Origin of the sequence: Saccharopolyspora shandongensis, from assembly GCF_900106995.1 — a bacterium.
Taxonomy (GTDB): domain Bacteria; phylum Actinomycetota; class Actinomycetes; order Mycobacteriales; family Pseudonocardiaceae; genus Saccharopolyspora; species Saccharopolyspora shandongensis.
In genome coordinates, this window is record NZ_FNOK01000034.1 from 45,618 (window position 1) to 65,242 (window position 19,625).

The window sequence follows — 19,625 nt, forward strand, 5'->3', positions numbered from 1 at the left end:
AGGTGGTGGTCGGTTCCTCGTGAAATCGTGCTGTACCGCGGGAAGTGCGCACGCGGGGTGGTCGCGGGCGGGACCCGGGGCGGCGCACGGCGTCATCTGACCGGGCGTACCCTGACGCTCTGTGTTGGAGTGGCTGGTCGAGTGGTACGACGGCGTCGAGCTGTGGCTCGTGCAGCTCGTCTACCCCCTGCAGGTGACCCTGGTGCTGGCGGTGCTGCTGCCGCTGTGCTGGGTGCTAGCCCGCGTGATCGACCGCGGCATCGACCGCCTCGGCGCGAAGCTGACGAGGGTTCGCGACGCGGAACCCCCGGTCGGCCGCCGGGACGGCGAGACCGGGCGGAAGGGGACGGCGGCGTGACGTCGCGCAAGCGCATCTCGGTGGCGTTGGTCGGGCTGATCGCCCTGGTCGTCATCGGCTGGTTCGTCCGGGACTTCGTGGACGTCGATCCCAGCGCGGCGACGCAGCAGCGGGCCGTGCCCGGCGCCGAGTCCGGCCTGCCGGTCAAGGCGCTGTCCACGCTGCCGCCGGAGGCCGGGCAGACCTGGCAGCTGATCATCAAGGGCGGCCCGTTCCCGTATCCGGGCAAGGACGGCTCGGTGTTCGGCAACCGCGAAGGCGTCCTGCCGGAGCAGACGTCGGGTTACTACCACGAGTACACCGTGAAGACGCCGGGCTCCAAAGATCGCGGGGCCCGACGGCTGGTCACCGGCAGCCATTCCGAGCTTTACTACACGAGCGATCATTACGAGTCATTTGTGGTTGTCGACGCCGCGGGTTGAGTGCGATGTTTGCGACGAAGTGGGCCAGCAAGGTGCGGAAGGAGCCGACGGTGAGCGAAGTGGAGCAGCCGTCCGCCGACGTCACTGCGCGCGAGGCCGTGCAGGAAGCCGAACAGCGGGGCGCGGTCGCGCACGTGCTGGACGGCGCCGACCTGATCAGCAAGCGGACCACCCTGGACGGGATCGCCGCGGTGCTGAACTTCCCGGAGTGGACGGGCCGCAACCTGGACGCCCTCTACGACTGCCTGACGGACCTGTCCTGGCTGCCGGAGGGCGAGCACGTGCTGGTCTGGTCGGGCTTCCAGGCGCTGGCGGAGCACGACCCGAAGGCATTCGGCCGGATCAACGCCGTGCTCCGCGACGCCGCCGAGCACCCGATCTGCGGCCGCGAGTTCACGGCGGTGCTGACCAGGTCCTGATCGCCCATTGGTGATCAGGCGCGCCTCGCAATACTGGCTCCCGTGCAGAACAGGAGGCAGTATGTCTGTCGTGAACATGCAGGCGCACGAGCAGCACGTGCCGATGACCGTCGACGACTTGGAGCGGCTACCCGACGACGGGCGCCGCTACGAGCTGGTCGACGGGAGGCTTGACGTGTCTCCTGCGCCAGTCAGCATTCACTCCCTCGTTGAGTCCCGGCTGTGCGGCTACCTGAACTTCGTCGTAGCGCCAGATGGTTACCTCGCGATGCAGGGTGCTGGTATCAACTTCAACGCGAATCGGACGCACCACAGCATCCCGGACGTAGTTGTGCTCAACGAGACTGATTTCGAGCAGCCGTACCTCACCCGGCCACCGTTGCTCGCGATCGAGGTCGTTTCTCCGGAGAGCATCATTCGCGACCATCACACCAAGCGTCGCGAGTACGCCGAATTCGGTATCCAGGCGTACTGGATCGTCACGCCGGACGACGAGAAACCAGGGATCCTCGAGTTTCGGCTGGAGGACGGCGAGTACCGCGAGGTGCAGCAGGTCATCGGCGAGGACATCTTCGCCACCGATTTCCCGTTCCCGGTCAAGCTCGTTCCTTACTGGCTGCTGGCCAAGGGACCGTGGCGCGAGCGGATCGGCGGCGAAGGCGCCTGAGCGTCATTTCAGGGCGTCGGGCACCCATGCGGGCTTGCGCTTCTCCGCGAAGGCCCGCATGCCCTCCTGCCCCTCCTCGCCCGCGAAGTGCTTCGCCGACAGCTCCAGCATCTGGGCGAACGCGTCGTCCATGCTCGACGGACGCCGGCCGATGAGCATCTCCTTCGTCGCCGCCATCGCGTTCGGGGCGCCCAAGGCGAGCATGTCGGTGTAGCGCTTGACCTCCGCGTCCAGCTCGTCGGCGGCGACCGCGGAGTTGAGCAGGCCGATTTCGGCGGCGCGGCGGGCGTCGAAGGTCTCGCCGGTCAGGAACAGCTCGTGCGCCTGCCGGGTGCTGAGGCGCGGCAGCACCGTCACCGAGATCACCGCGGGCACGACACCGATGCGAACCTCGGAGAACGCGAAGGTCGCCGTGTCCACCGCGACCGCGATGTCGCAGGCCGCCGCGATGCCGACGCCGCCCGCGCGGGCCGGGCCGGCGAGCTTGGCCACCACCGGCTTCGGGCTGGTCCAGATCTGCTCCAAGATAGCCGGGAACTCGTTGACGCCCTGCTTCTCGGAGTCCGCCGAGCGCGACTCCTTGAGGTCCATCCCGGCGCAGAACACCTTGCCGGTGTGGTCCAGGACGATCACGCGCACCGCGTCGTCGGCGATCGCCGCGCTCAGGTGATCCCGCAGTTCGCGCCGCAGCTGCGCGGACAGCGCGTTGCGGTTGTGGGGCGAATCCAGCGTGATCGTCGCGATGCCGTCGGCCACGGCGAGGTGCACAAGCTCATCCATGACAGGCACGTTAACCGTCGTTAGCCGCGGCGGGCGAGTGAGCAACGTCGCACTTCGAACCCACCGCCCGCACGGCCATCAGGTCGGGGGATAGCGGTCGGCCCATTCGGGCGGGCGGGGGCCGAACTCCATGACCGCGTCGTGCGCGAGGCGCTCGATCACGTCGTAGAGCTCCAACTCCACCGTCCAGCGCTCCGGGATCCGCTCCGCGCCGGACGCCGCCCCGATCAGGCTGCCGCAGACCGCTCCCGTCGTCGCGCTGTTGCCCGAGTGGTTCACCGCCACCGGCAGCGCCGCGTCGAAGTCCCCGTCGCAGGCCAGCGCCGCGTACAGCCCGATGCCCAGGGCTTCGGCCGCGGTCGAGCCGGTGCCCAGGACGCGTTCGAGATCACCTGGCGGCACGCGGCCGCTGCGGGCCAGCCGGACGGCGGCGGAGATGCGGCGGCTGACGTCCTCGTGCCCGGTGTGCGGGGTGAGCTGCTCCAGCGCCGCATCGACCGCTGCGGCCAGCGGCTCGCCGTTCATCAGCCGCGACACCAGGAACGCCAGCGCGCCCGCGCTCAGCCAGGCCGCCGGATGGCCGTGGGTGAGCGCCGCGGTTCGCATGCCGACGTGGAAGACCTCCGCCGGGTCGTTGCTCCACAGCGCCGCAGGCACCGCCCGCATGATCGCGCTGCTGCCCTGCGAGTCGCTGACCGGGTGGTCCGGGGAACCCATCCGCTGCTGGCCCTTGGCGAACGCGATGAGCGTGCGCATCATGGTGCGGCCCGGGTTGCGGGTCTGGAACAGCGCCCGCTGGCCCACCAGCCAGCCGTCCGGTGCCGGGGTGCCGCCCAGGAACTCGCCGGCCGCGCGCGGCCAGCTCAGGTGCTGGGTGTGCAGCCAGCGCTGGTAGGCGTGCTGGATGTGCCGGGCCGGGTCTTCGGCGCCGGTGGTGCGGCGCGCGACGTTGGCCCGGATCGTGCCCTCCAGCGAGAACAGCAGGAGCTGGGTGTCGCTGCCGAGCCGTCCCGAGGGATGACCGGCCGGGATGTAGTCGGTGAGGCCGTCCGCGCCGTGCCGGGCCCGGATCTCGTCCCAGGTGTCCGCGGCGATGGGCATGCCGAGCGCCTCGCCGATCGCGCAGCCGAGCACCGCGCCGAGGAATCGGTCGCGGGACGCGGCCAGCCGGGGCACCGCGGTCAGCCCGGTGCGGTAGTCCGTTGTGGACGGTGCCTGGGGTTCGGCGGATTCGGTGGTCGGATAGCGGTGCTGCCACCGGTCGGACTCGTCCGGGTAAGGGCCGAATTCCGTTGCCGCGTCGGCGGAAATCTGCTCGACGAGCTCGGTGATCGGCAGTTCTTCCCGCCATCGCGGCGGAATCGCCGTTGGGCCGTGCAGCGCGCCGAGCAGCTGCCCGCACAGCGCGGCCGCGTCGGCGCTGTGCAGGCTCGCCGATTCGACGGCGCCGGCGAAGTCGTCCTCGCAGGCCGTGGCGACCCGGGCGGCGATCGCCAGCGCTTCCAGGCCGCTGCGCCCGGTGGACATCGCGTCCAGGTGGGCCTGCCCGGGCCGGAATCCGGCGGGGCTGAGCCGACCGAGCCGCAGGGCCCGGGTCAGCGTCGTGCGCCCCGTCTGCCAGCCGGAAAGCCCTTGCCGCAGCGAGGTTTGCAGCGAGTTCCCGCGCAGCAACCACAGCATCGCCACGCCGAGCACGCTGGCCGGGCTGTGGCCGTTGGGATGGCCGTGGGTGAGCGCGGCGAGATCGCCGCCGAGCGCGAACACCGTGCCGGGATCGCCCGACCACAGCGCGGCGAGCGCACCGAGCGGCACGGCGGACGCCGTGTCCGAGGAGTTGATCGGCTGCTGCCGGGAACCGGCGGCGTGCCCGGCGGCGACCCGGGCGAGCGCGGTGAGCGTCGCCGGGTCGTCGCCGCCGGTGCCGCGCAGCGCGGGCTCGGCCACCAGCCAGCCGCCCGGCTGGGCGGTGTCGGCTCCGCAGTCGCGCCACGGCACGCCCCGGGTGTGCAGCCAGCGCTGGAGCCCGGCGAGGGCGAAGCCGACCGGGTCGCCGTCGCCCGTCGACCGCGCGTTGGTGTGCGCGCGGATCAGGCCCTCCAGGACGAAGAGCACGGCGGTGGTGCGCTCGCCGACTCGCCCGAGCGCGACGAACTCGCCGACCGCGCCGCCGAGCAGCATGCCGAGCAACCGGCCCGGCGCTTCGGGCAGCGCGCCGTTCCGGTCGGCCAGGCCGGTGGCGGGTGCCGGCGGGATTTCCGCGGCGAGCCGGTGTTGCAGGGCAGTCGCCCACAGCGGCGTGCTGGCGGGGTGCCGCCGCCACTGCCGCCACGTGTCCAGCAGCTGCTGCTCCACCGGGTCGCGACGGCCGGCCGCGCGCGCCTCGCGCCACGCCGCCAGCAGCGCTCGTTCCGTCTCGTCGAGACCTATTTCGTCCACTATGGATTATCCGAGGTAGCGCCCGGCCCAGTCGGGCGCCGGCGCGTCGGTGAAGATCTCCGTCCTGGCGCGGTGCTCGTCGGCGGCCAGCTGAGCGAGGACCTCCCGCAGCTCCAGCTCGCCGACCCAGTCCGCGGGGATCTCCGCGGCGCCGCGGGCCGCGCCGAGCAGGCTGCCGCAGATGGCTGCGGTGGCCGCGGTGTTCCCGGCGTGGGTGGCGGCCAGCGACACGGCGTCGGGGAAGGAGTTCGGGTGCGACAGCGCCGCCGCGACCGCGATGGCCAGGGCCTCCGGCGCGTTCCAGCCCAGGCCCAGCTCGTCGAAGCTGGTGGGCGAGGCCGGTCCGCTGCCGGCGATCTGGACCGCCGCGCGCAATCCCTGCGCGGTGTTCTCGGCGCCTTCCACCTGGTCCAGCTCGGCCAGCACCACGTGCACGGCGTCGACGAGCGTCTGGCCGCTGTTCAGCGCGCACACCAGGCCGGCCAGCGCGCCCGCGGGCAGGAAGCCGTCCGGGTGGCCGTGGGTGATCACGGCGATCTCCGCGCCCAGCGAGATGGCGTGCGGCACGTCGGCGGCGTCGAAGCCGACCACCGCCCCGCGCACCGTGGCGGCCGCGGTCCGGGCGGCGTTCGGCGGGCTGGCCGGGGTGGGGACGTCGCGTCGGTCGGCGAAGCGGGCCAGCGCCGTCAGCGTCGCCTCGTCCGGGAACCGTTGCGCGCGAAGGGCTTCGGTCTCGACGAGCACACCGCCGACTGCCTCGTTCGACACCTGCGCGCCCTGGGTGTGCATCCAGTGCAGCAGGGCCAGTCGCACCATCGACGGCCGGTGCGCGGCGATCCCGCGCAGCGCCGAGCGGATGTGCGAGCTGATCAGCGCGTCCAGCACGAACGCCGTCTGCTGCGTGTACACCGTTGCCGAGCCGCGACGGCCGAAGAACTCGGTGAGCTCCCGGACGCCTTCCGGGTTCTCGCGCAGGATCTTGCGCAGGTCGGTGAACATCCACGGCGCGCCCAGAGCGTCGCCGGCCGCGGAGCCCAGCACGCTGCCTTCGAGCCGCTCGCTCCGGCTGAGCTCCACCTGGGTTTCGACGGCGGGCTCGGCCTCGGCTTCGGACTCGGCCGCGGCCTCGCCGATCAGCTGGGCGGCGCGTTCGGCACCGAAGGCCTCGACGAGCAGCTTCTGCAGGCTCTGCGTGAGCTCGGCGGAACCGCCCTCGCCGTTGTCGCGGAACTTGCGCCACACGCTGAGCAGCTGCTGTTCCTCGTCCGACAGGCCGTCGTCGGCCTCGTCGTCGGGATCGACCGGCGCGTCCGCGACGGCGACTTCCGCAGCCGGGGCTTCGACGGCGGCTTCGACGGCCGGGGCTTCGACGACCGGCACCTCGATGGCGGGAACCTCGGCTACGGGCTCGACGGCGGGAATCTCGGCCGCGAGGGGCTCGACGGCCGGAGGTTCCGGCACTTCCTGCATCGGCTCCTCGACGACCGGATCGGGCTCCGGCTCCGGCGTTTCCGCTGCTGGCGCGGGCTCTTCGACCGCTGCGGCGGTCTCCGCGACCGCCGGCTCGGCGGCGGGCTCGACCTCGCCGATCGGGTAGCGCTCCAGCCACTCCGCGCCCGTCGGCGGAGTCGGGCCGAACTCCTGGATCGCGTCGCCGGCCATCGCCTCGATGACCTCGCGCAGCTCCAGCTTGTCGCGCCAGGTCTGCGGGATCGCGTCCGCCGTGTGCGCCGCGCCCATGATGTTCCCGCAGATCGCCGCGGTGGAGTCGCTGTCGCCGGAGTGGTTGGCGGCCAGGATCACGGCGTCGGCGAACGACTCCGGGTACGTCAGCGCCGCGCACACCGCGATCGCCAGGGCCTGCTCGCCGAACCAGCCCTCGCCGAGGACCTCGTGGATCTGCTCCGGCGTCGGGGTGCCCGCGGTGGCCAGCTCGATGGCCCGGCGCAGCGCGGTGCTGGTCTCCTCGTGACCGTCCCACGTGGACAGTTCGGTGAGCGCGCGGTCCACGGCCTCGGGCAGCGACCGGCCCGCCAGCAGCTGCTGGACGATCACCGCGAGCGCCCCGGCGGGCAGGTAGCCGCTGGGGTGGCCGTGGGTCAGCACCGCGGTCATCGCGCCGACCTGGAACACCTCGGCCGCGTCGGCGGACCACAGCCCGGCTGGGGCGGCCCGCATCACGCCGCCGCAGCCCTTCGAGTCGTTGAGGCGGTTGGTGAACGAGCCCTGCTTGTTGCCGTTGGCGTAGCCGTGCAACGCCTGTATGCAGGTGGTGCCGGGCGCGCGGCGGACGAACAGGCCCTTCTGCTTGATCAGCCAGCCGTCCGGCGGGTTCGCGGCCAGTGGCCCACCGGCCTCCCGCCAGTCGAAGCCCTGCGTGTGCAGCCAGCGCTGGTAGGCGTGCTGCACCTGGGTGGTGGGCTCGTTCTCGCCGAAGAGCCGGCGGCGGATGCTGGCCCGGATGAGACCGTCCAGGGTGAACAGCGTCATCTGGGTCTCGTCGCTGATCGAGCCGCCGGGCCGGTGGGCGTCGACGAAGTCGGTCAGCCCCGCCACGCCGTACTTGCGGCGGATGTCCTGCAGCGAGTCGTCCTCGATCGGGTAGCCGAGCGCGTCACCGGCGGCGCCGCCGAGCAGGAAGCCCAGGATGCGCTGCGGCCGGAGTTCGCTGGGGTCGACGACAGCTTCGACCGGTTCCTCGACCGCCGCGACCGCCGCGGCGACGTCGACGACCGCGGTGACCTCGGCCTCCGGCTGGTCGTCGGTTTCAATTGAAACCGCAGGCACCTCGGGTTCGGCGGGTGCGGTGTCCTCCGCCGGAACCTCGGCCTCCGGTTGGTCCGCAGTTTCAATTGAAACTGCGGGGACGTCCGGTTCGGCTTCGGGTTCGGCCGGTGCTTCGTCGGCGGCCGGCGCCGGTTCCGCTTTCGCGGGCTTGACGGCCGGTTCCGAACCCACCAGCGGGAGGGTGGAGGTGAAGATCAGGTCGGAGATGTCCTTCGCGGCCGGGTACCGCGAGGCCCACGCGTCGCCGGTCGGCGGCGCCGCGCTGAACTCCAGCAGCGCGTCCTTCGCCAGCGTCTCGACGATCTCGCGCTGCTTGAGGTCGCGCAGCCACACCCCGGGCAGGGCCGTCGAACCGTAGCGGGCGCCGACGATGTTCCCGCAGATCGCCGCGGTGGAGTCGCTGTCGCCGGAGTGGTTGACGGCCACCATCAGCGCGGCGGCGACGGTGTCGGTGCTCAACGCCGCGCACACGGCGATGGCCAGCGCCTCGTGCCCGGCCCAGCCGCCGCCCAGCGTGTCCTTGAGCTCCTCCGGGCTCGGCTTGCCCTGCTTGGCGAGCTCCTCGGCGGCCTGCAACGCGCGGTCGGTGTCCTCGTGGCCGTAGTACTGCACTAGCAGTTCGCGGGCCTGCCGCACCGCGTCTTCCAGCGTGTCCTCGTGCAGCAACCGGTGCACCACGACGGCCAGCACACCGGCGGGCAGGTAGCCGTTGGGCTGGGAGTAGGTCAGGGCCGCGGTCGCGGCGGCGAGCTCGAAGACCTGCTTGGGGTCGTCCGACCACAGCGCGACCGGGGCGGCCCGCACGACGCCGCCGCAGTCCTGTGAGTCGTTGATCGGCCGCTCGAAGGTGCCGGGCGCGCCGACCGAGGCGAACTCCCGCAGCGCGGTGATGCAGCTGCTGTTCGGCGAGCGCACGACGAACAGGTCGCGCTGGTCGATCAGCCAGCCGTTGGGCTTGGGGTGGCTCATCGTGAACGGCCCGGCCGCGCGCATCCACGCGTAGCCCTGGGTGTGCAGCCAGCGCTGGTAGGCCAGCTGGATCGCCGACAGCGGGCTGTCCGCGCCGGTCGCGCGCGTCGCGATGTGCCCGCGGATCAGGCCTTCCAGGGTGAACAGGGTCATCTGGGTGTCGTCGGTGAACTCGCCCGGCTGCTCACCGGTGCGGTCGTACTCGGTGACGCCCATCGCGCCGAACCGGCTGCGGATCTGGTCCACCGGGTAGAACTCCACCGGCGCGCCGAGCGCGTCGCCGATCGCGCCGGCCAGCATCGAGCCGATGAACCGGCGGCCGAACTCGGTTTCGGCCGGATCCACCGCGGGCTTCGGGGCCTGCCCGACGGGCGGCGCCGGTGCCGCGGGCGGCTGCGGCGCGGCTCCCGGCGGCGTGATCACCGGCGTTCCGGTGGCGGGGGAGTGCACCGGCACGCCCGGCGCCTTCGGCGGCACGGCGGCCGCGGCCTTGACCAGGTCTTCGGCGGGGAGCCGGGCCTTGACCGGGCTGGTCGGGTTCACCTGCACGTCGATGCCGGTGAGGGTGTGCGTCGCCAGCTGGCGGCCGGTCATCCGCTGCCAGGTCGTCCAGTTCGGCGGCAGGAACCCCTCGGACGTGAACACCTGCAGCTGCCGGCGGCCCGACTCGTGCTCCATCGTGAACAGCCCGTTGCCCTGCGGCTGCGCGAACAGGATCAGCTCGGCGTCCAGCATCGCGGTCAGCAGTGCGTGCCCCTGGGCGTAGCCGGTGGTGGTCAGCTGCAGCGCGCGCTCGACGTCGTTGGTCGGCGCGGGCAGCCGCAGCGCGACCGGGGAGGGCCGGTAGTTCGGATTGGGGGAGAAGTCGTCGGTGATCTCGCCCTGCTCATCGACCCGGTAGCCGCCGATGAAGCCCCACGGCGGCACCTCGGCGTTCGGATCGGTGAAGATCGGGTCGACCACGTACAGCCAGGTGTTCGGCTGCTTCATGGCCTGTTCCCGCATGGTTGGCGTGATGACCGGTCGATTCGGCTGCTGCGTGTTCATCTCGCGCTGTTGTCCCCGACTCCTCGTCCAGCCTTGCATTGATCGCCCCCACCCACCGGCGGTCACTCGATAGCGCGGGCCTGGCGGGTACGACGGACACAGGGAGCGGCCGGTTCCCCGTCCAGACGCTGGCAACCAACTCTCTCATGACCACATGGGGTGAAGCTTAGTGTTCGGAAGAACAACTCAGAGTCAGGTGTTGATTTTCGCTCCCGCCGCTGGTCATGCCACCGGGCGCCTCACGCGGTGGTGTCGGAGAGCACGGCGGCCATCAGGCATTGCAGGCAGGGCATGCCCGCCGGGCCGTCCAGCGCCTCGGCCTCGCCGGGGAGGATGCCGAAACCGCAGTAGGCGTACAGCATCGGCGGCGGCGGGCCGTCGGCAGGCAGCGGGAAGAAGTGGCAGGACTTGTCCTGCTCGCTGCGGGCGAATTCGGCGCGGACCCGCGCCATGAAGTGCGGTTGCGAGCTCATCCGCCGCACCGCCAAGTCGGGTCCGGCAGCGACCTGGGCTGTCGGGGGTGTCCGGGTCGCTGCCGGTTTTCGTGTACCCAGCTGGATGACACGGCCACATCATGCCCGGAAGGTTGCGCCCGCCGACCCACTTGTCGACTTTTGCTCAGACGCGGGTGATCGGCGCGGCCCGGGGCCGGTGCCAACGGCGGTCATGTGGTTCCGCGCGAACCTCGAAACCGCTCGCGGAGAACTTCCTCGGTTTGTTCAGCGAAGTCTGGTTCTGCGGTCTCGAATATCCACTCAAATCGCGCACCGGCTCATCCGTGAGCTCGGTGGGATCGTCGGCCATCCGTCACTTCCCGTAGTGATATCGGCATGCCGCGATTCGTATCTCGTCACCCGCGACCTTGTAAACCAGCCGGTGTTCGTCGGAGATGCGACGTGACCAGTAGCCCTGGAATCCGTGCTTCAAGGGCTCTGGTTTGCCGATTCCCTCGTTCCCGTTGCGGCAGATGTCCTTGATCAGCGCGTTGATCCGCTTGAGGATCTTGCGGTCCTCGGTTTGCCACCAGACGTAGTCGTCCCACGCGAGCTCGTCCCAGACCAGCTTCATTCGGCGAGCTCGTGCTGTTCGCCGCCGCCGGCTTCCAGACGCTCGATTGCGAGGATCAGGCGGCGCGCGTTCTCGGGGCTGCGGAGCAGGTAGGCGGTCTCCTTCAAGGACTGGTAGTCGTCCAACGACACCATCACGACCGGCTCGTGGCCGGCGCGGGTGATCACGACTTCCTCGCGGTCGTTGACCACGGAGTCGAGCGTCTCGGCGTACTTGGCACGAGACTCGGAGTAGCTCATCGTCTTCACCGGTCACCTCCTTGTACAGAATACTGTACGTTTCGTCGGTGAGGTGGGCAAGCCCGGTAATCGACTGAACGCCGGCGTCACAGGGCCGCGGACAGTTGCAGAGGTGCTGCGGTGAGGGTTTCGGCGTAGCGGTGGACGATCAGGTCCGCCACGCCCTCGTCGTCGGCCATCGGGGCCGCGATCAGCGGGTCGGTCGCATGTTCGCGGGCCAGGCCGATGATCCGGTCCGGGAGCAGGCCCGGGGCCAGGAACCAGGAGGCGACCGCGAAGCGGCGCGCGCCACGGGCGCGCAGGGCCTCGATCGCCGCCGGTACGTCCGGTTCGGCGGCCGCCGCGAAGGCCGGGACGACACCCGCCCAGGCGGCCTTCGCCTGCCAGCGGTCGGCGACGTCCGCCACCAGCCGGTTCGCCGCCGCGTGCGACGAGCCCGCGCCCGCCAGGACCACGCCCAGCTCCGGGTCGTCCGGATCGGCGCCCTCGTCCAGCAGCCGGCGCCACGCCGCCCCGTCCAGCCTCGGATCCGGTCCCAGCACGTCGGAAACGTGCACCCGGAAGCGCGGATAGCGTCGTTCCACGTCGGCCACCGCCGCGGGCACGTCGACGCGGGCGTGGAAGGCCCGGCCGAGCAGCAGCGGAACGACGACAGCGGCGGAATGTCCGTCCCCGTGCACCGCGCTGAGCACGTCGCCGACGCGCGGCGCCGAGAGGTCCAGGAACGCCACGCGCACGTCGAGGTCCGGGCGCGCCGCGCGCACCACGTCCAGCAGGGCGTGGATCGTCGCGGCCGAGCGCGGATCACGGCTGCCGTGCGCGACGGCCACCAGCGGAGCGGTCATGAGCGGCTCACTCCGACGCGGCGGCCAGCGGCGCCAGCGGCACGCCGATCAGTCCGGCGGCCAGCGTGGTGCCGTCGGCCTGGTCGATCACCAGGAACGAGCCGGTGCGCCGGCTAGCGGCGTAGTCGTCCACCGGCAGCGGCTCCGAGGTGCGCAGCCGCACCCGGCCGATCTCGTTGAGCTGCAGCGAGTCCGGACCGTCCACACTCGACAGCCGCTGCTCGTCGAAGCGGGCGGACAGCTCGGTGACGATCGCCTGCACCGTGCGGGTGCCGTGCTTGACCAGCACCTTGGCGCCCGGGTTCAGCGGCTTCTCCGCCAGCCAGCAGACCGTGGCGTCGAGCTCGTCGGTCACCCGCGGCGCCGCGTCCGCGGCGGCGATCAGGTCGCCGCGCGAGATGTCCACGTCGTCGGCCAGCAGCAGCGTGACGGAGTGCCCGGCGGCGGCGCGCGGCTTAGCGCCGTCCGGGGTGTCCACCTTGGACACCCGGGTGCGCAGCCCGGCCGGTAGCACGACCACCTCGTCGCCCTCGGCGACGACACCCGCGGCGACCTGGCCCGCGTAGCCCCGGTAGTCCGGGTGCTCCGCGGTGCGCGGCCGGATCACGTACTGCACCGGCATCCGGAACGGCGCATCGTGCGGGTCCGGCGCGACCGGCACGCTTTCCAGGTGCTCCAGCAGCGAAGGCCCGCTGTACCAGGGGGTGTTCGCGGAACGCTCGACCACGTTGTCGCCGAGCAGCGCGGACACCGGGATGGTCACCACGGCGTCGTCCCGGTAGCCCAGGGCCCGGGCGTGCTCGGTGAACTCGGCGGCGATGCGGGTGAACACCGCCTCGTCGAAGTCCACCATGTCGATCTTGTTGACCGCCAGCACCAGCTGCGGCACGCCCAGCAGCGCCAGCACCGCGGCGTGCCGCCGGGTCTGCTCGATGACGCCCTTCCGCGCGTCCACCAGCAGCACGGCCAGCTGCGCGGTCGAGGCGCCGGTGACCGTGTTGCGGGTGTACTGCACGTGCCCCGGGGTGTCGGCGAGCACGAAGGTGCGCTTCGGCGTGGCGAAGTAGCGGTAGGCCACGTCGATCGTGATGCCCTGCTCGCGCTCCGCGCGCAGGCCGTCCACCAGCAGCGACAGGTCCGGGGTGGCCAGGCCGCGGTCGGCGCTGGCCCGGTGCACCGCGTCGAGCTGATCGGCCAGCACCGACTTGGTGTCGTGCAGCAGCCGCCCGACCAGGGTGCTCTTGCCGTCGTCGACGGAGCCGGCGGTGGCCAACCGCAGCAGATCGCTGTGCACCGGCAGGGTCACCTCGGTGCCGCTGTCCGGAGCGGTGCGAGTGGTCGTCTCGGTCATTGAAGAACCCATTCCTGGCTTTGGAGTGCTCGGCTCGGGAAGCTGGAGTCGTGAGCGCAGATCAGCTGATTCGTCTGCTCACAACATCGGACTGCTTCGACTTCGGTTTGATCTTTTTCTTTGAAGCGGCGCAGCCGCTTAGCCCACCTACGCAACTTGCACCGCCGCGGGTTCTCAGACGTCGCCTCGCGAGGACAGCCCCGATGCCGCGTATTGGTCATACGTAAGTCGGGGATCCCACAGCCGAGGCGGCGTCTGAGGTTCCGCTACCTGCACCGCTACGCAACGGGAGTCCATGGACAGCTCTTCTCAGAAGTAGCCCTCGCGCTTGCGGTCTTCCATTGCCGCTTCGGAGAGGCGGTCGTCGGCTCGGGTTGCGCCTCGCTCGGTGAGCCGGCTGGCGGCGACCTCGGCGATCACGTCGTCCACCGTGTACGCCTCGGATTCCACCGCGCCGGTGCAGGAGCCGTCGCCGACCGTGCGGTAGCGCACCATCTTGGAAGCCGGGACCTCGCCCTCGCGCGGGCCGCCCCACGGCCCCGAGGTCAGCCACATTCCGTCGCGCAGGTACACCTCGCGGCGGTGCGCGTAGTAGATCTCCGGCAGCTCGATCTTCTCCCGCTGGATGTAGCGCCAGATGTCCAGCTCGGTCCAGTTCGACAGCGGGAACACCCGGACGTGCTCGCCCGGCCGGTGCTTGCCGTTGTACAGGTTCCACAGCTCGGGGCGCTGGCGGCGCGGGTCCCACTGCCCGAACGCGTTGCGCAGGCTGAAGATGCGCTCCTTGGCGCGCGCCCGCTCCTCGTCGCGCCGGCCGCCGCCGAAGACCGCGTCGAACCGGTTGTCGCTGATGCCGTCCAGCAGCGGCGTGGTCTGCAGCGGGTTGCGGGTGCCGTCGGGCCGCTCCTGCAGCCGGCCGTCGTCGATGTAGTCCTGCACCGACGCCACCACCAGCCGCAGGTCGTGTCGCTCCGCCAGCTCGTCGCGGAACGCCAGCACCTCCGGGAAGTTGTGCCCGGTGTCGACGTGCAGCAGCGGGAACGGCACCGGCGCGGGCCAGAACGCCTTCAGCGCCAGGTGCACCAGCACCGTGGAGTCCTTGCCGCCGGAGAACAGGATCACCGGCCGGTCGAACTCCCCGGCCACCTCGCGGAAGATGTGGATCGCCTCGGACTCCAGCGCGTCCAGGTTGTCCACCTGCGGCGGCGCTTCGGCCGGATCGCTCGGCAACTCGACTGTCGTCATGTCTCCTCCGGAGTTCCTCAGCCGTGCAGTCCGCACTCGGTCTTGCCGCTGCCCGCCCAGCGCCCGCTGCGCGGGTCGGCACCCGGTGCGGGCTTGGCGGTGCAGGGCTGGCACCCGATCGACGGGTAGCCGGCCGCCACCAGCGGGTTGACCAGCACGCCGTGCTCGTCGATGTAGTGCTGCATGTCGTCGTCGGACCACGCCGCCAGCGGGTTGATCTTGACCAGGCCGTTGCGCTCGTCCCAGGTCACGATCGGCGTGTTCGCGCGGGTCGGGGCCTCCACCCGGCGCACGCCGGTCACCCACGCCTCGTAGCGGGCCAGGGTGTTGCGCAGTGGGACGACCTTGCGCAGGAAGCAGCAGCGGTTCGGGTCCCGCTCGAACAGCCGAGGGCCCTCGGCCGCGTCCTGCTCGGCGACGGTCTGCGCGGGAACGGCGTTGACGATGCTGACGTCGTGGACCTGCGCCACGGCGTCGCGGGTGCCGATGGTCTCGGCGAAGTGGTAGCCGGTCTCCAGGAACAGCACGTCCACGCCCGGCTTGGCCTTCGCCGCCAGGTCGACCAGCACCGCGTCCTGCATGTTCGACGCGACGATCAGGCCGTCGCCGAAGGTGTCGACGGCCCAGCGCAGCGCTTCGTCCGCGCCGGCCTCGGCCAGCCGCGGTGCGGCTTCCTCGACCAGTGCGCGGAGCTCCTCGTCGCTGCGCCGCGCGCCGATTTTCGTGGTGGTGTCGGCAGTCATCGGTCTCCGTTTCCTCCAGCCGGGTCGCCCAGCGACAACCCCACGAGCCGAACGGTGAACACCCGCAGGCACGAGCCGCACTGCCACGCGCCCGCGGGCTCGGCCTCGGGCGTGAGGTCCTCGTCCCCGCAGTACGGGCAGTAGAACGGTGTCGCCCGGCTCACTTGAGGTCGTCTTCCTCGGCCCGCGCCACCCACTGCGCGAAGCGCTCGCCGGTGCCGCGCTGCGCCAGGTAGTTGCGGACCAGGCGTTCCACGTAGTCGCCGAGCTCCGCGGAGGTGACCTTGTGGCCGCGGATCTTGCGGCCGAACCCGGCGTCCTGGCCGAGGCCGCCGCCGAGGTGCACCTGGAAGCCCTCGACCTGGTTGCCGTTGCCGTCCGGCACCATCTGGCCCTTCAGGCCGATGTCGGCGACCTGGGTGCGGGCGCAGGCGTTCGGGCAGCCGTTGAGGTTGATCGTCACCGGGTCGGTCACGTCGCCCTGGATGTCGGCCAGCCGCTGCTCCAACTCGTCGACCAGCGCGATCGCCCGCTCCTTGGTCTCGACGATGGCCAGCTTGCAGAACTCGATGCCGGTGCAGGCCAGCACGTTCCGCCGCCACGGCGACGGGTCGGCCTGCAGGCCCAGCGCGCCCAGGTCCGCGACCAGGCCGTCCACTTCGGACTGCGGCACGTCGAGGACGAGCAGGTTCTGCTCGACGGTGGTGCGGATGCGCCGCGAACCGACGCGCTCGGCGGCCTTGGCGACCTCCACCAGCGTGGAGCCGCTGACCCGGCCCGCCGCGGACTTCGCGCCGACGTAGAAGTTGCCGTCCACCTGCGGATGCACGCCGACGTGGTCGCGGTGTCCGGTCGGCGTCTCCGGCGCGGGGCCGTCGACCAGCTTCCGGCCCAGGTACTCGTCCTCCAGCACCTGCCGGAACTTCTCCGGGCCCCAGTCGGCGAGCAGGAACTTCAACCGGGCGCGGTGCCGCAGCCGCCGGTAGCCATAGTCGCGGAAGATCTGCACCACCGCCTGCCACACCTCGGCGACCTCGCCCAGCGGCACCCAGGCGCCCAGCCGCACGGCCAGCTTCGGGTTCGTGGACAGGCCGCCGCCGACCCACAGGTCGAAGCCGGGCCCGTGCTCCGGGTGCACGACGCCGACCAGCGAGATGTCGTTGATCTCCGGCACGGTGTCCCAGCGCGGCGAGCCGCTGATCGCGCTCTTGAACTTCCGCGGCAGGTTCGACAGCGACCTGTCGCCGATGAACCGCTCGGCGATCTCCGCGATCGCCGGGGTGGCGTCGATGATTTCGTCCGCGGCGATGCCCGCCACCGGCGAGCCCAGCACGACGCGGGGGCAGTCGCCGCAGGCCTCGGTGGTGGACAGCCCGACGCCCTCCAGCTTCTGCCAGATCGTCGGCATGTCCTCCACCCGCACCCAGTGCAGCTGGATGTTCTGCCGGTCGGTGATGTCGGCGGTGTCGCGCGCGTAGGTCTGCGAGATCTCACCGATGGTGCGCAGCTGCTCGGTGGTCAGCGCGCCGCCGTCGATGCGGACCCGCAGCATGAAGTAGCAGTCGTCGAGCTCCTCGGGCTCGATCGTGCCGGTGCGCGCGCCGGGAATGCCCGGTGCGCGCTGGGTGTACAGACCCCACCAGCGGAAACGACCCCGCAGATCGGCCGGGTCGATCGAGTCGAAGCCGCCGTGGGCGTAGATCGTCTCGATGCGCTGCCGGACGTTCAGCGGGTTGTCGTCCTTCTTGGACCGCTCGTTGGCGTTGAGCGGTTCGCGGTAACCGAGCGCCCACTGACCCTCGCCGCGAGTCTTGCGCTTGCGGGCGGGGCGAGCAGGGGCTTCCGTCGGGGGGACCATGTCCGACCTCCGGGATTCGGGCGCGGCAGCGCCGCGTGGAATTCCCGTCGTCGGTGACGGTTCTCACTGCTCGGCGCTCCCGGCGCCGACTGGACAAAGCAGAACGCGGCAGCGGGAATCAACCCATGGCGCGGCACAGCGCGCTGGACACGCGCCGCAGGTCCACGTAGCGGCGTGTGACCAGCAAGAGCCTCGGCAAGGTCGCACCCATGGGGGCAGCGTGCCACGCGCTCACCGGGCGGTCCATCCCCATCCGCATGGTGAGACAGTGGTGGAGTGCCTGCTCAACTGCCTGTCGGCGAACCCGCCCCGGCCGACGGAACGCTCCCGCCCGAAGCCCTGACCGGACTGGGTTCGCGGCCGTTCGGGGTGTACGTGCACGTGCCGTTCTGCGCCACCCGCTGCGGCTACTGCGACTTCAACACCTACACCGCCGACGAGCTGGGCTCAGCAGCGGGTTTCGGCAGCTGGCTGGACGGTCTGCGCGCGGAGCTGGAGCTGGGCGCGGGGGTGCTCGCGGCGGGCGGGCAGGCGGTGCCCGAGGCGGAGACGGTGTTCGTCGGCGGCGGCACGCCCTCCTTGCTCGGCGCGCAACGGCTGGGCGAGGTGCTGACCGCGATCCGCGAGTCGTTCGGGCTCGCCGATGAGGCGGAAGTCACCACCGAGTCCAATCCCGAATCGACCTCGCCGGAGTTCTTCGCCGGCATCCGCGAGGCCGGCTACAACCGGGTGTCGCTGGGCATGCAGTCCGCCGCCGAGCACGTGCTGCGGGTGCTGGAGCGGCGGCACACGCCGGGCCGCGCGGTCGCGGCGGTCGGCGAGGCGCGCGCGGCCGGTTTCGAGCACGTCAACCTGGACCTGATCTACGGCACGCCGGGGGAGACCGACGACGACCTGCGGGCCTCGCTGGACGCGGTGCTGTCCACCGGGGTCGACCACGTCTCGGCGTACGCGCTGATCGTGGAGGACGGCACGGCGATGGCCCGCAAGGTCCGCCGCGGCGAGCTGCCGATGCCCGACGACGACGTGCTCGCCGACCGCTACGAGCTGATCGACGGCGTCCTCGGCGAGGCGGGCCTGGGCTGGTACGAGGTGTCGAACTGGGCCCGCGACGACGCGGCGCGCTGCCGTCACAACCTCGGCTACTGGCAGGGCGGCGACTGGTGGGGCGCCGGGCCGGGCGCGCACAGCCACGTCGGCGGCGTCCGCTGGTGGAACGTCAAGCACCCGGCCCGCTACGCGGCGGTGCTGGCGGAGGGCGCCTCGCCGGCGGCGGGCCGGGAGCGCCTCGACGCCGAAGACCGGCGCATCGAGCGGATCATGCTGGAACTCCGCCTGGCCACGGGCCTCCCGGTGGCGGCGCTGGACGAGCAGGGCCGGGTGGCGGCGAAGCAAGCGGCGGCGGACGGCCTCCTGGATCGCGAAGACCTGACGGCGGGCCGCTGCGTCCTGACGGACCGAGGCCGCCTCCTCGCGGACGGGGTGGTCCAACGCCTGATCACGTGATCGGGCCACACCCGAACCGCGTTTGACGCTTCGCCGCAATTTCCAATCGGTTCTTCGATTTCCATTGAGGGTTTTTCATCCTGGTCGGGTACCGCAGCCGCGGTGCCTGATCTGCGCCTGAGTGCGTGCCGTCGCCAAGCGCCGTCAGGCGCTTTCAGGCCCACCCTCGCAACTGGCACCGCCGCGGGTTCTCAGCGTTCGCCTGGCGAGGACGGCCTTGACGCCGTGTATTGGGCATACATAAGTCAGGGCACCCACAGCCAGGCGGGCGCTGAGGTTCCGCTACCCGCACTGCCACGCAAATTGAGGTTGGAAAAACCTCATTGAGCCGGACATACATCAGGTTGGGCACCCGCAGTCCAGGTGGGCGCTGAGGTTCCGCCACTCGCACCGCCACGCAAAACGAGGATGAAAAAACCTCATTGAAATTGCGGCGGCTCAGCGGAGGGCGTCGAGGTCGAAGACCCGGGCGTGCAGGACCGTGCGCTGGTGGAGGGCCGATCGCAGCGCCCGGTGCAGGCCGTCCTCCAGGTAGAGCTCGCCGCGCCAGCGGACCACGTGCGGGAACAGGTCGCCGAAGAACGTCGAGTCCGGGCTCAGCAGCCGGTCCAGGTGCAGCACCTTCGTCGTGGTGACCAGCTCTTCCATCCGCACCGGGCGCGGCGGCACGTTCGCCCAGTCCCGCAGCGACAGCCCGTGGTCGGGGTACGGCTGCCCCTCCCGGACGTCCTTGAAGATCACGGCACCTCCTGGCGAACGGCCGATTCCGGTGCCCACCGAGGTTGGTCCACCTGCGGGTACCCCCGCCGCGGCGGGAGTGCTCCGCCCGATCCGGCGGCGCGAACCGGCGCCCGTCGTCGTGGCCGCAGGCTACCGCCGCCCGCC

The 19,625-nt window shown here is 71.3% G+C and carries 20 protein-coding genes; 5 read left to right on the forward strand and 15 right to left on the reverse strand.

Annotation, left to right across the window (positions count from 1 at the left end; translation table 11 throughout):
• Positions 1 to 121: 121 nt before the first annotated feature.
• The 4 genes from BLW84_RS29225 (at position 122) to BLW84_RS29240 (ending at position 1,866) form a co-directional block, all read left to right on the forward strand.
• On the forward strand, positions 122 to 358 hold the full coding sequence (locus tag BLW84_RS29225) for a hypothetical protein (RefSeq protein WP_093271677.1): 237 nt from the start codon (positions 122 to 124) through the stop codon (positions 356 to 358).
• Entirely contained in the window at positions 355 to 780 is a 426-nt protein-coding gene (locus BLW84_RS29230; RefSeq protein WP_093271680.1) for a guanyl-specific ribonuclease, read from the forward strand. Before BLW84_RS29225 ends, BLW84_RS29230 begins: the two co-directional genes overlap by 4 nt.
• A 50-nt stretch (positions 781 to 830) precedes the next feature.
• On the forward strand, positions 831 to 1,199 hold the full coding sequence (locus BLW84_RS29235; RefSeq protein WP_245761459.1) for a barstar family protein: 369 nt from the start codon (positions 831 to 833) through the stop codon (positions 1,197 to 1,199).
• Between the two features lie 76 nt (positions 1,200 to 1,275).
• Positions 1,276 to 1,866 (forward strand): Uma2 family endonuclease, encoded by a 591-nt coding sequence (locus BLW84_RS29240; protein WP_245761465.1) that lies wholly within the window; start codon positions 1,276 to 1,278, stop codon positions 1,864 to 1,866.
• Positions 1,867 to 1,869: 3 nt separating this feature from the next.
• Here the strand turns inward: BLW84_RS29240 and BLW84_RS29245 are convergent, their stop codons facing one another.
• The 14 genes from BLW84_RS29245 to BLW84_RS50175 form a co-directional block, all read right to left on the reverse strand.
• On the reverse strand, positions 1,870 to 2,646 hold the full coding sequence (locus BLW84_RS29245; protein WP_093271685.1) for an enoyl-CoA hydratase-related protein: 777 nt from the start codon (positions 2,644 to 2,646) through the stop codon (positions 1,870 to 1,872).
• Between the two features lie 78 nt (positions 2,647 to 2,724).
• Positions 2,725 to 5,082, reverse strand: a complete 2,358-nt coding sequence (locus tag BLW84_RS29250) for an ADP-ribosylglycohydrolase family protein (RefSeq protein ID WP_093271687.1) — start codon at positions 5,080 to 5,082, stop codon at positions 2,725 to 2,727.
• Between the two features lie 6 nt (positions 5,083 to 5,088).
• Entirely contained in the window at positions 5,089 to 9,828 is a 4,740-nt protein-coding gene (locus tag BLW84_RS29255) for a type VII secretion system-associated protein (RefSeq protein ID WP_245761460.1), read from the reverse strand.
• Positions 9,829 to 10,124: 296 nt separating this feature from the next.
• On the reverse strand, positions 10,125 to 10,358 hold the full coding sequence (locus BLW84_RS29260) for a hypothetical protein (RefSeq protein ID WP_093271692.1): 234 nt from the start codon (positions 10,356 to 10,358) through the stop codon (positions 10,125 to 10,127).
• A gap of 145 nt (positions 10,359 to 10,503) precedes the next feature.
• Positions 10,504 to 10,689 carry a hypothetical protein gene (locus tag BLW84_RS46565; protein ID WP_143061142.1) on the reverse strand — a complete coding sequence of 62 codons (186 nt, stop codon included), beginning with the start codon at positions 10,687 to 10,689 and terminating at the stop codon, positions 10,504 to 10,506.
• A gap of 3 nt (positions 10,690 to 10,692) precedes the next feature.
• Positions 10,693 to 10,953, reverse strand: coding sequence for a Txe/YoeB family addiction module toxin (locus BLW84_RS29265; RefSeq protein WP_093271694.1), 261 nt, complete (start codon positions 10,951 to 10,953; stop codon positions 10,693 to 10,695).
• The gene (locus tag BLW84_RS29270) at positions 10,950 to 11,192 is read right to left on the reverse strand and encodes a type II toxin-antitoxin system Phd/YefM family antitoxin (protein ID WP_245761466.1); all 243 of its coding nucleotides are present in this window, start codon (positions 11,190 to 11,192) and stop codon (positions 10,950 to 10,952) included. The genes BLW84_RS29265 and BLW84_RS29270 overlap by 4 nt, the downstream gene beginning before the upstream one ends.
• 86 nt (positions 11,193 to 11,278) lie before the next feature.
• Entirely contained in the window at positions 11,279 to 12,037 is a 759-nt protein-coding gene (locus tag BLW84_RS29275; RefSeq protein WP_093271700.1) for a sirohydrochlorin chelatase, read from the reverse strand.
• A 7-nt stretch (positions 12,038 to 12,044) separates the two neighbouring features.
• A complete protein-coding gene (locus BLW84_RS29280; RefSeq protein ID WP_177226752.1) occupies positions 12,045 to 13,388 on the reverse strand; it encodes a sulfate adenylyltransferase subunit 1 in 1,344 nt (447 codons plus the stop codon).
• Between the two features lie 309 nt (positions 13,389 to 13,697).
• A complete protein-coding gene (gene cysD, locus BLW84_RS29285; RefSeq protein WP_093271702.1) occupies positions 13,698 to 14,633 on the reverse strand; it encodes a sulfate adenylyltransferase subunit CysD in 936 nt (311 codons plus the stop codon).
• A 17-nt stretch (positions 14,634 to 14,650) separates the two neighbouring features.
• Positions 14,651 to 15,376: a phosphoadenylyl-sulfate reductase gene (locus BLW84_RS29290; RefSeq protein ID WP_093271705.1), complete on the reverse strand. Its 726-nt coding sequence runs from the start codon at positions 15,374 to 15,376 to the stop codon at positions 14,651 to 14,653.
• Positions 15,373 to 15,540: a hypothetical protein gene (locus BLW84_RS47790; RefSeq protein ID WP_177226753.1), complete on the reverse strand. Its 168-nt coding sequence runs from the start codon at positions 15,538 to 15,540 to the stop codon at positions 15,373 to 15,375. The genes BLW84_RS29290 and BLW84_RS47790 overlap by 4 nt, the downstream gene beginning before the upstream one ends.
• On the reverse strand, positions 15,537 to 17,234 hold the full coding sequence (locus BLW84_RS29295) for a nitrite/sulfite reductase (protein WP_093271708.1): 1,698 nt from the start codon (positions 17,232 to 17,234) through the stop codon (positions 15,537 to 15,539). Before BLW84_RS29295 ends, BLW84_RS47790 begins: the two co-directional genes overlap by 4 nt.
• Before the next feature lie 118 nt (positions 17,235 to 17,352).
• Positions 17,353 to 17,445 carry a putative leader peptide gene (locus BLW84_RS50175; RefSeq protein ID WP_328592488.1) on the reverse strand — a complete coding sequence of 31 codons (93 nt, stop codon included), beginning with the start codon at positions 17,443 to 17,445 and terminating at the stop codon, positions 17,353 to 17,355.
• Between the two features lie 65 nt (positions 17,446 to 17,510).
• On the opposite strand from BLW84_RS50175, the gene hemW reads away from it, so the two are divergent.
• Positions 17,511 to 18,740, forward strand: coding sequence for a radical SAM family heme chaperone HemW (gene hemW, locus BLW84_RS29300; protein WP_093271711.1), 1,230 nt, complete (start codon positions 17,511 to 17,513; stop codon positions 18,738 to 18,740).
• Between the two features lie 438 nt (positions 18,741 to 19,178).
• On the opposite strand, the gene BLW84_RS29305 is transcribed toward hemW, so the two are convergent.
• Positions 19,179 to 19,481: a type II toxin-antitoxin system VapB family antitoxin gene (locus tag BLW84_RS29305; RefSeq protein WP_093271714.1), complete on the reverse strand. Its 303-nt coding sequence runs from the start codon at positions 19,479 to 19,481 to the stop codon at positions 19,179 to 19,181.
• Between the last annotated feature and the right edge of the window lie 144 nt (positions 19,482 to 19,625).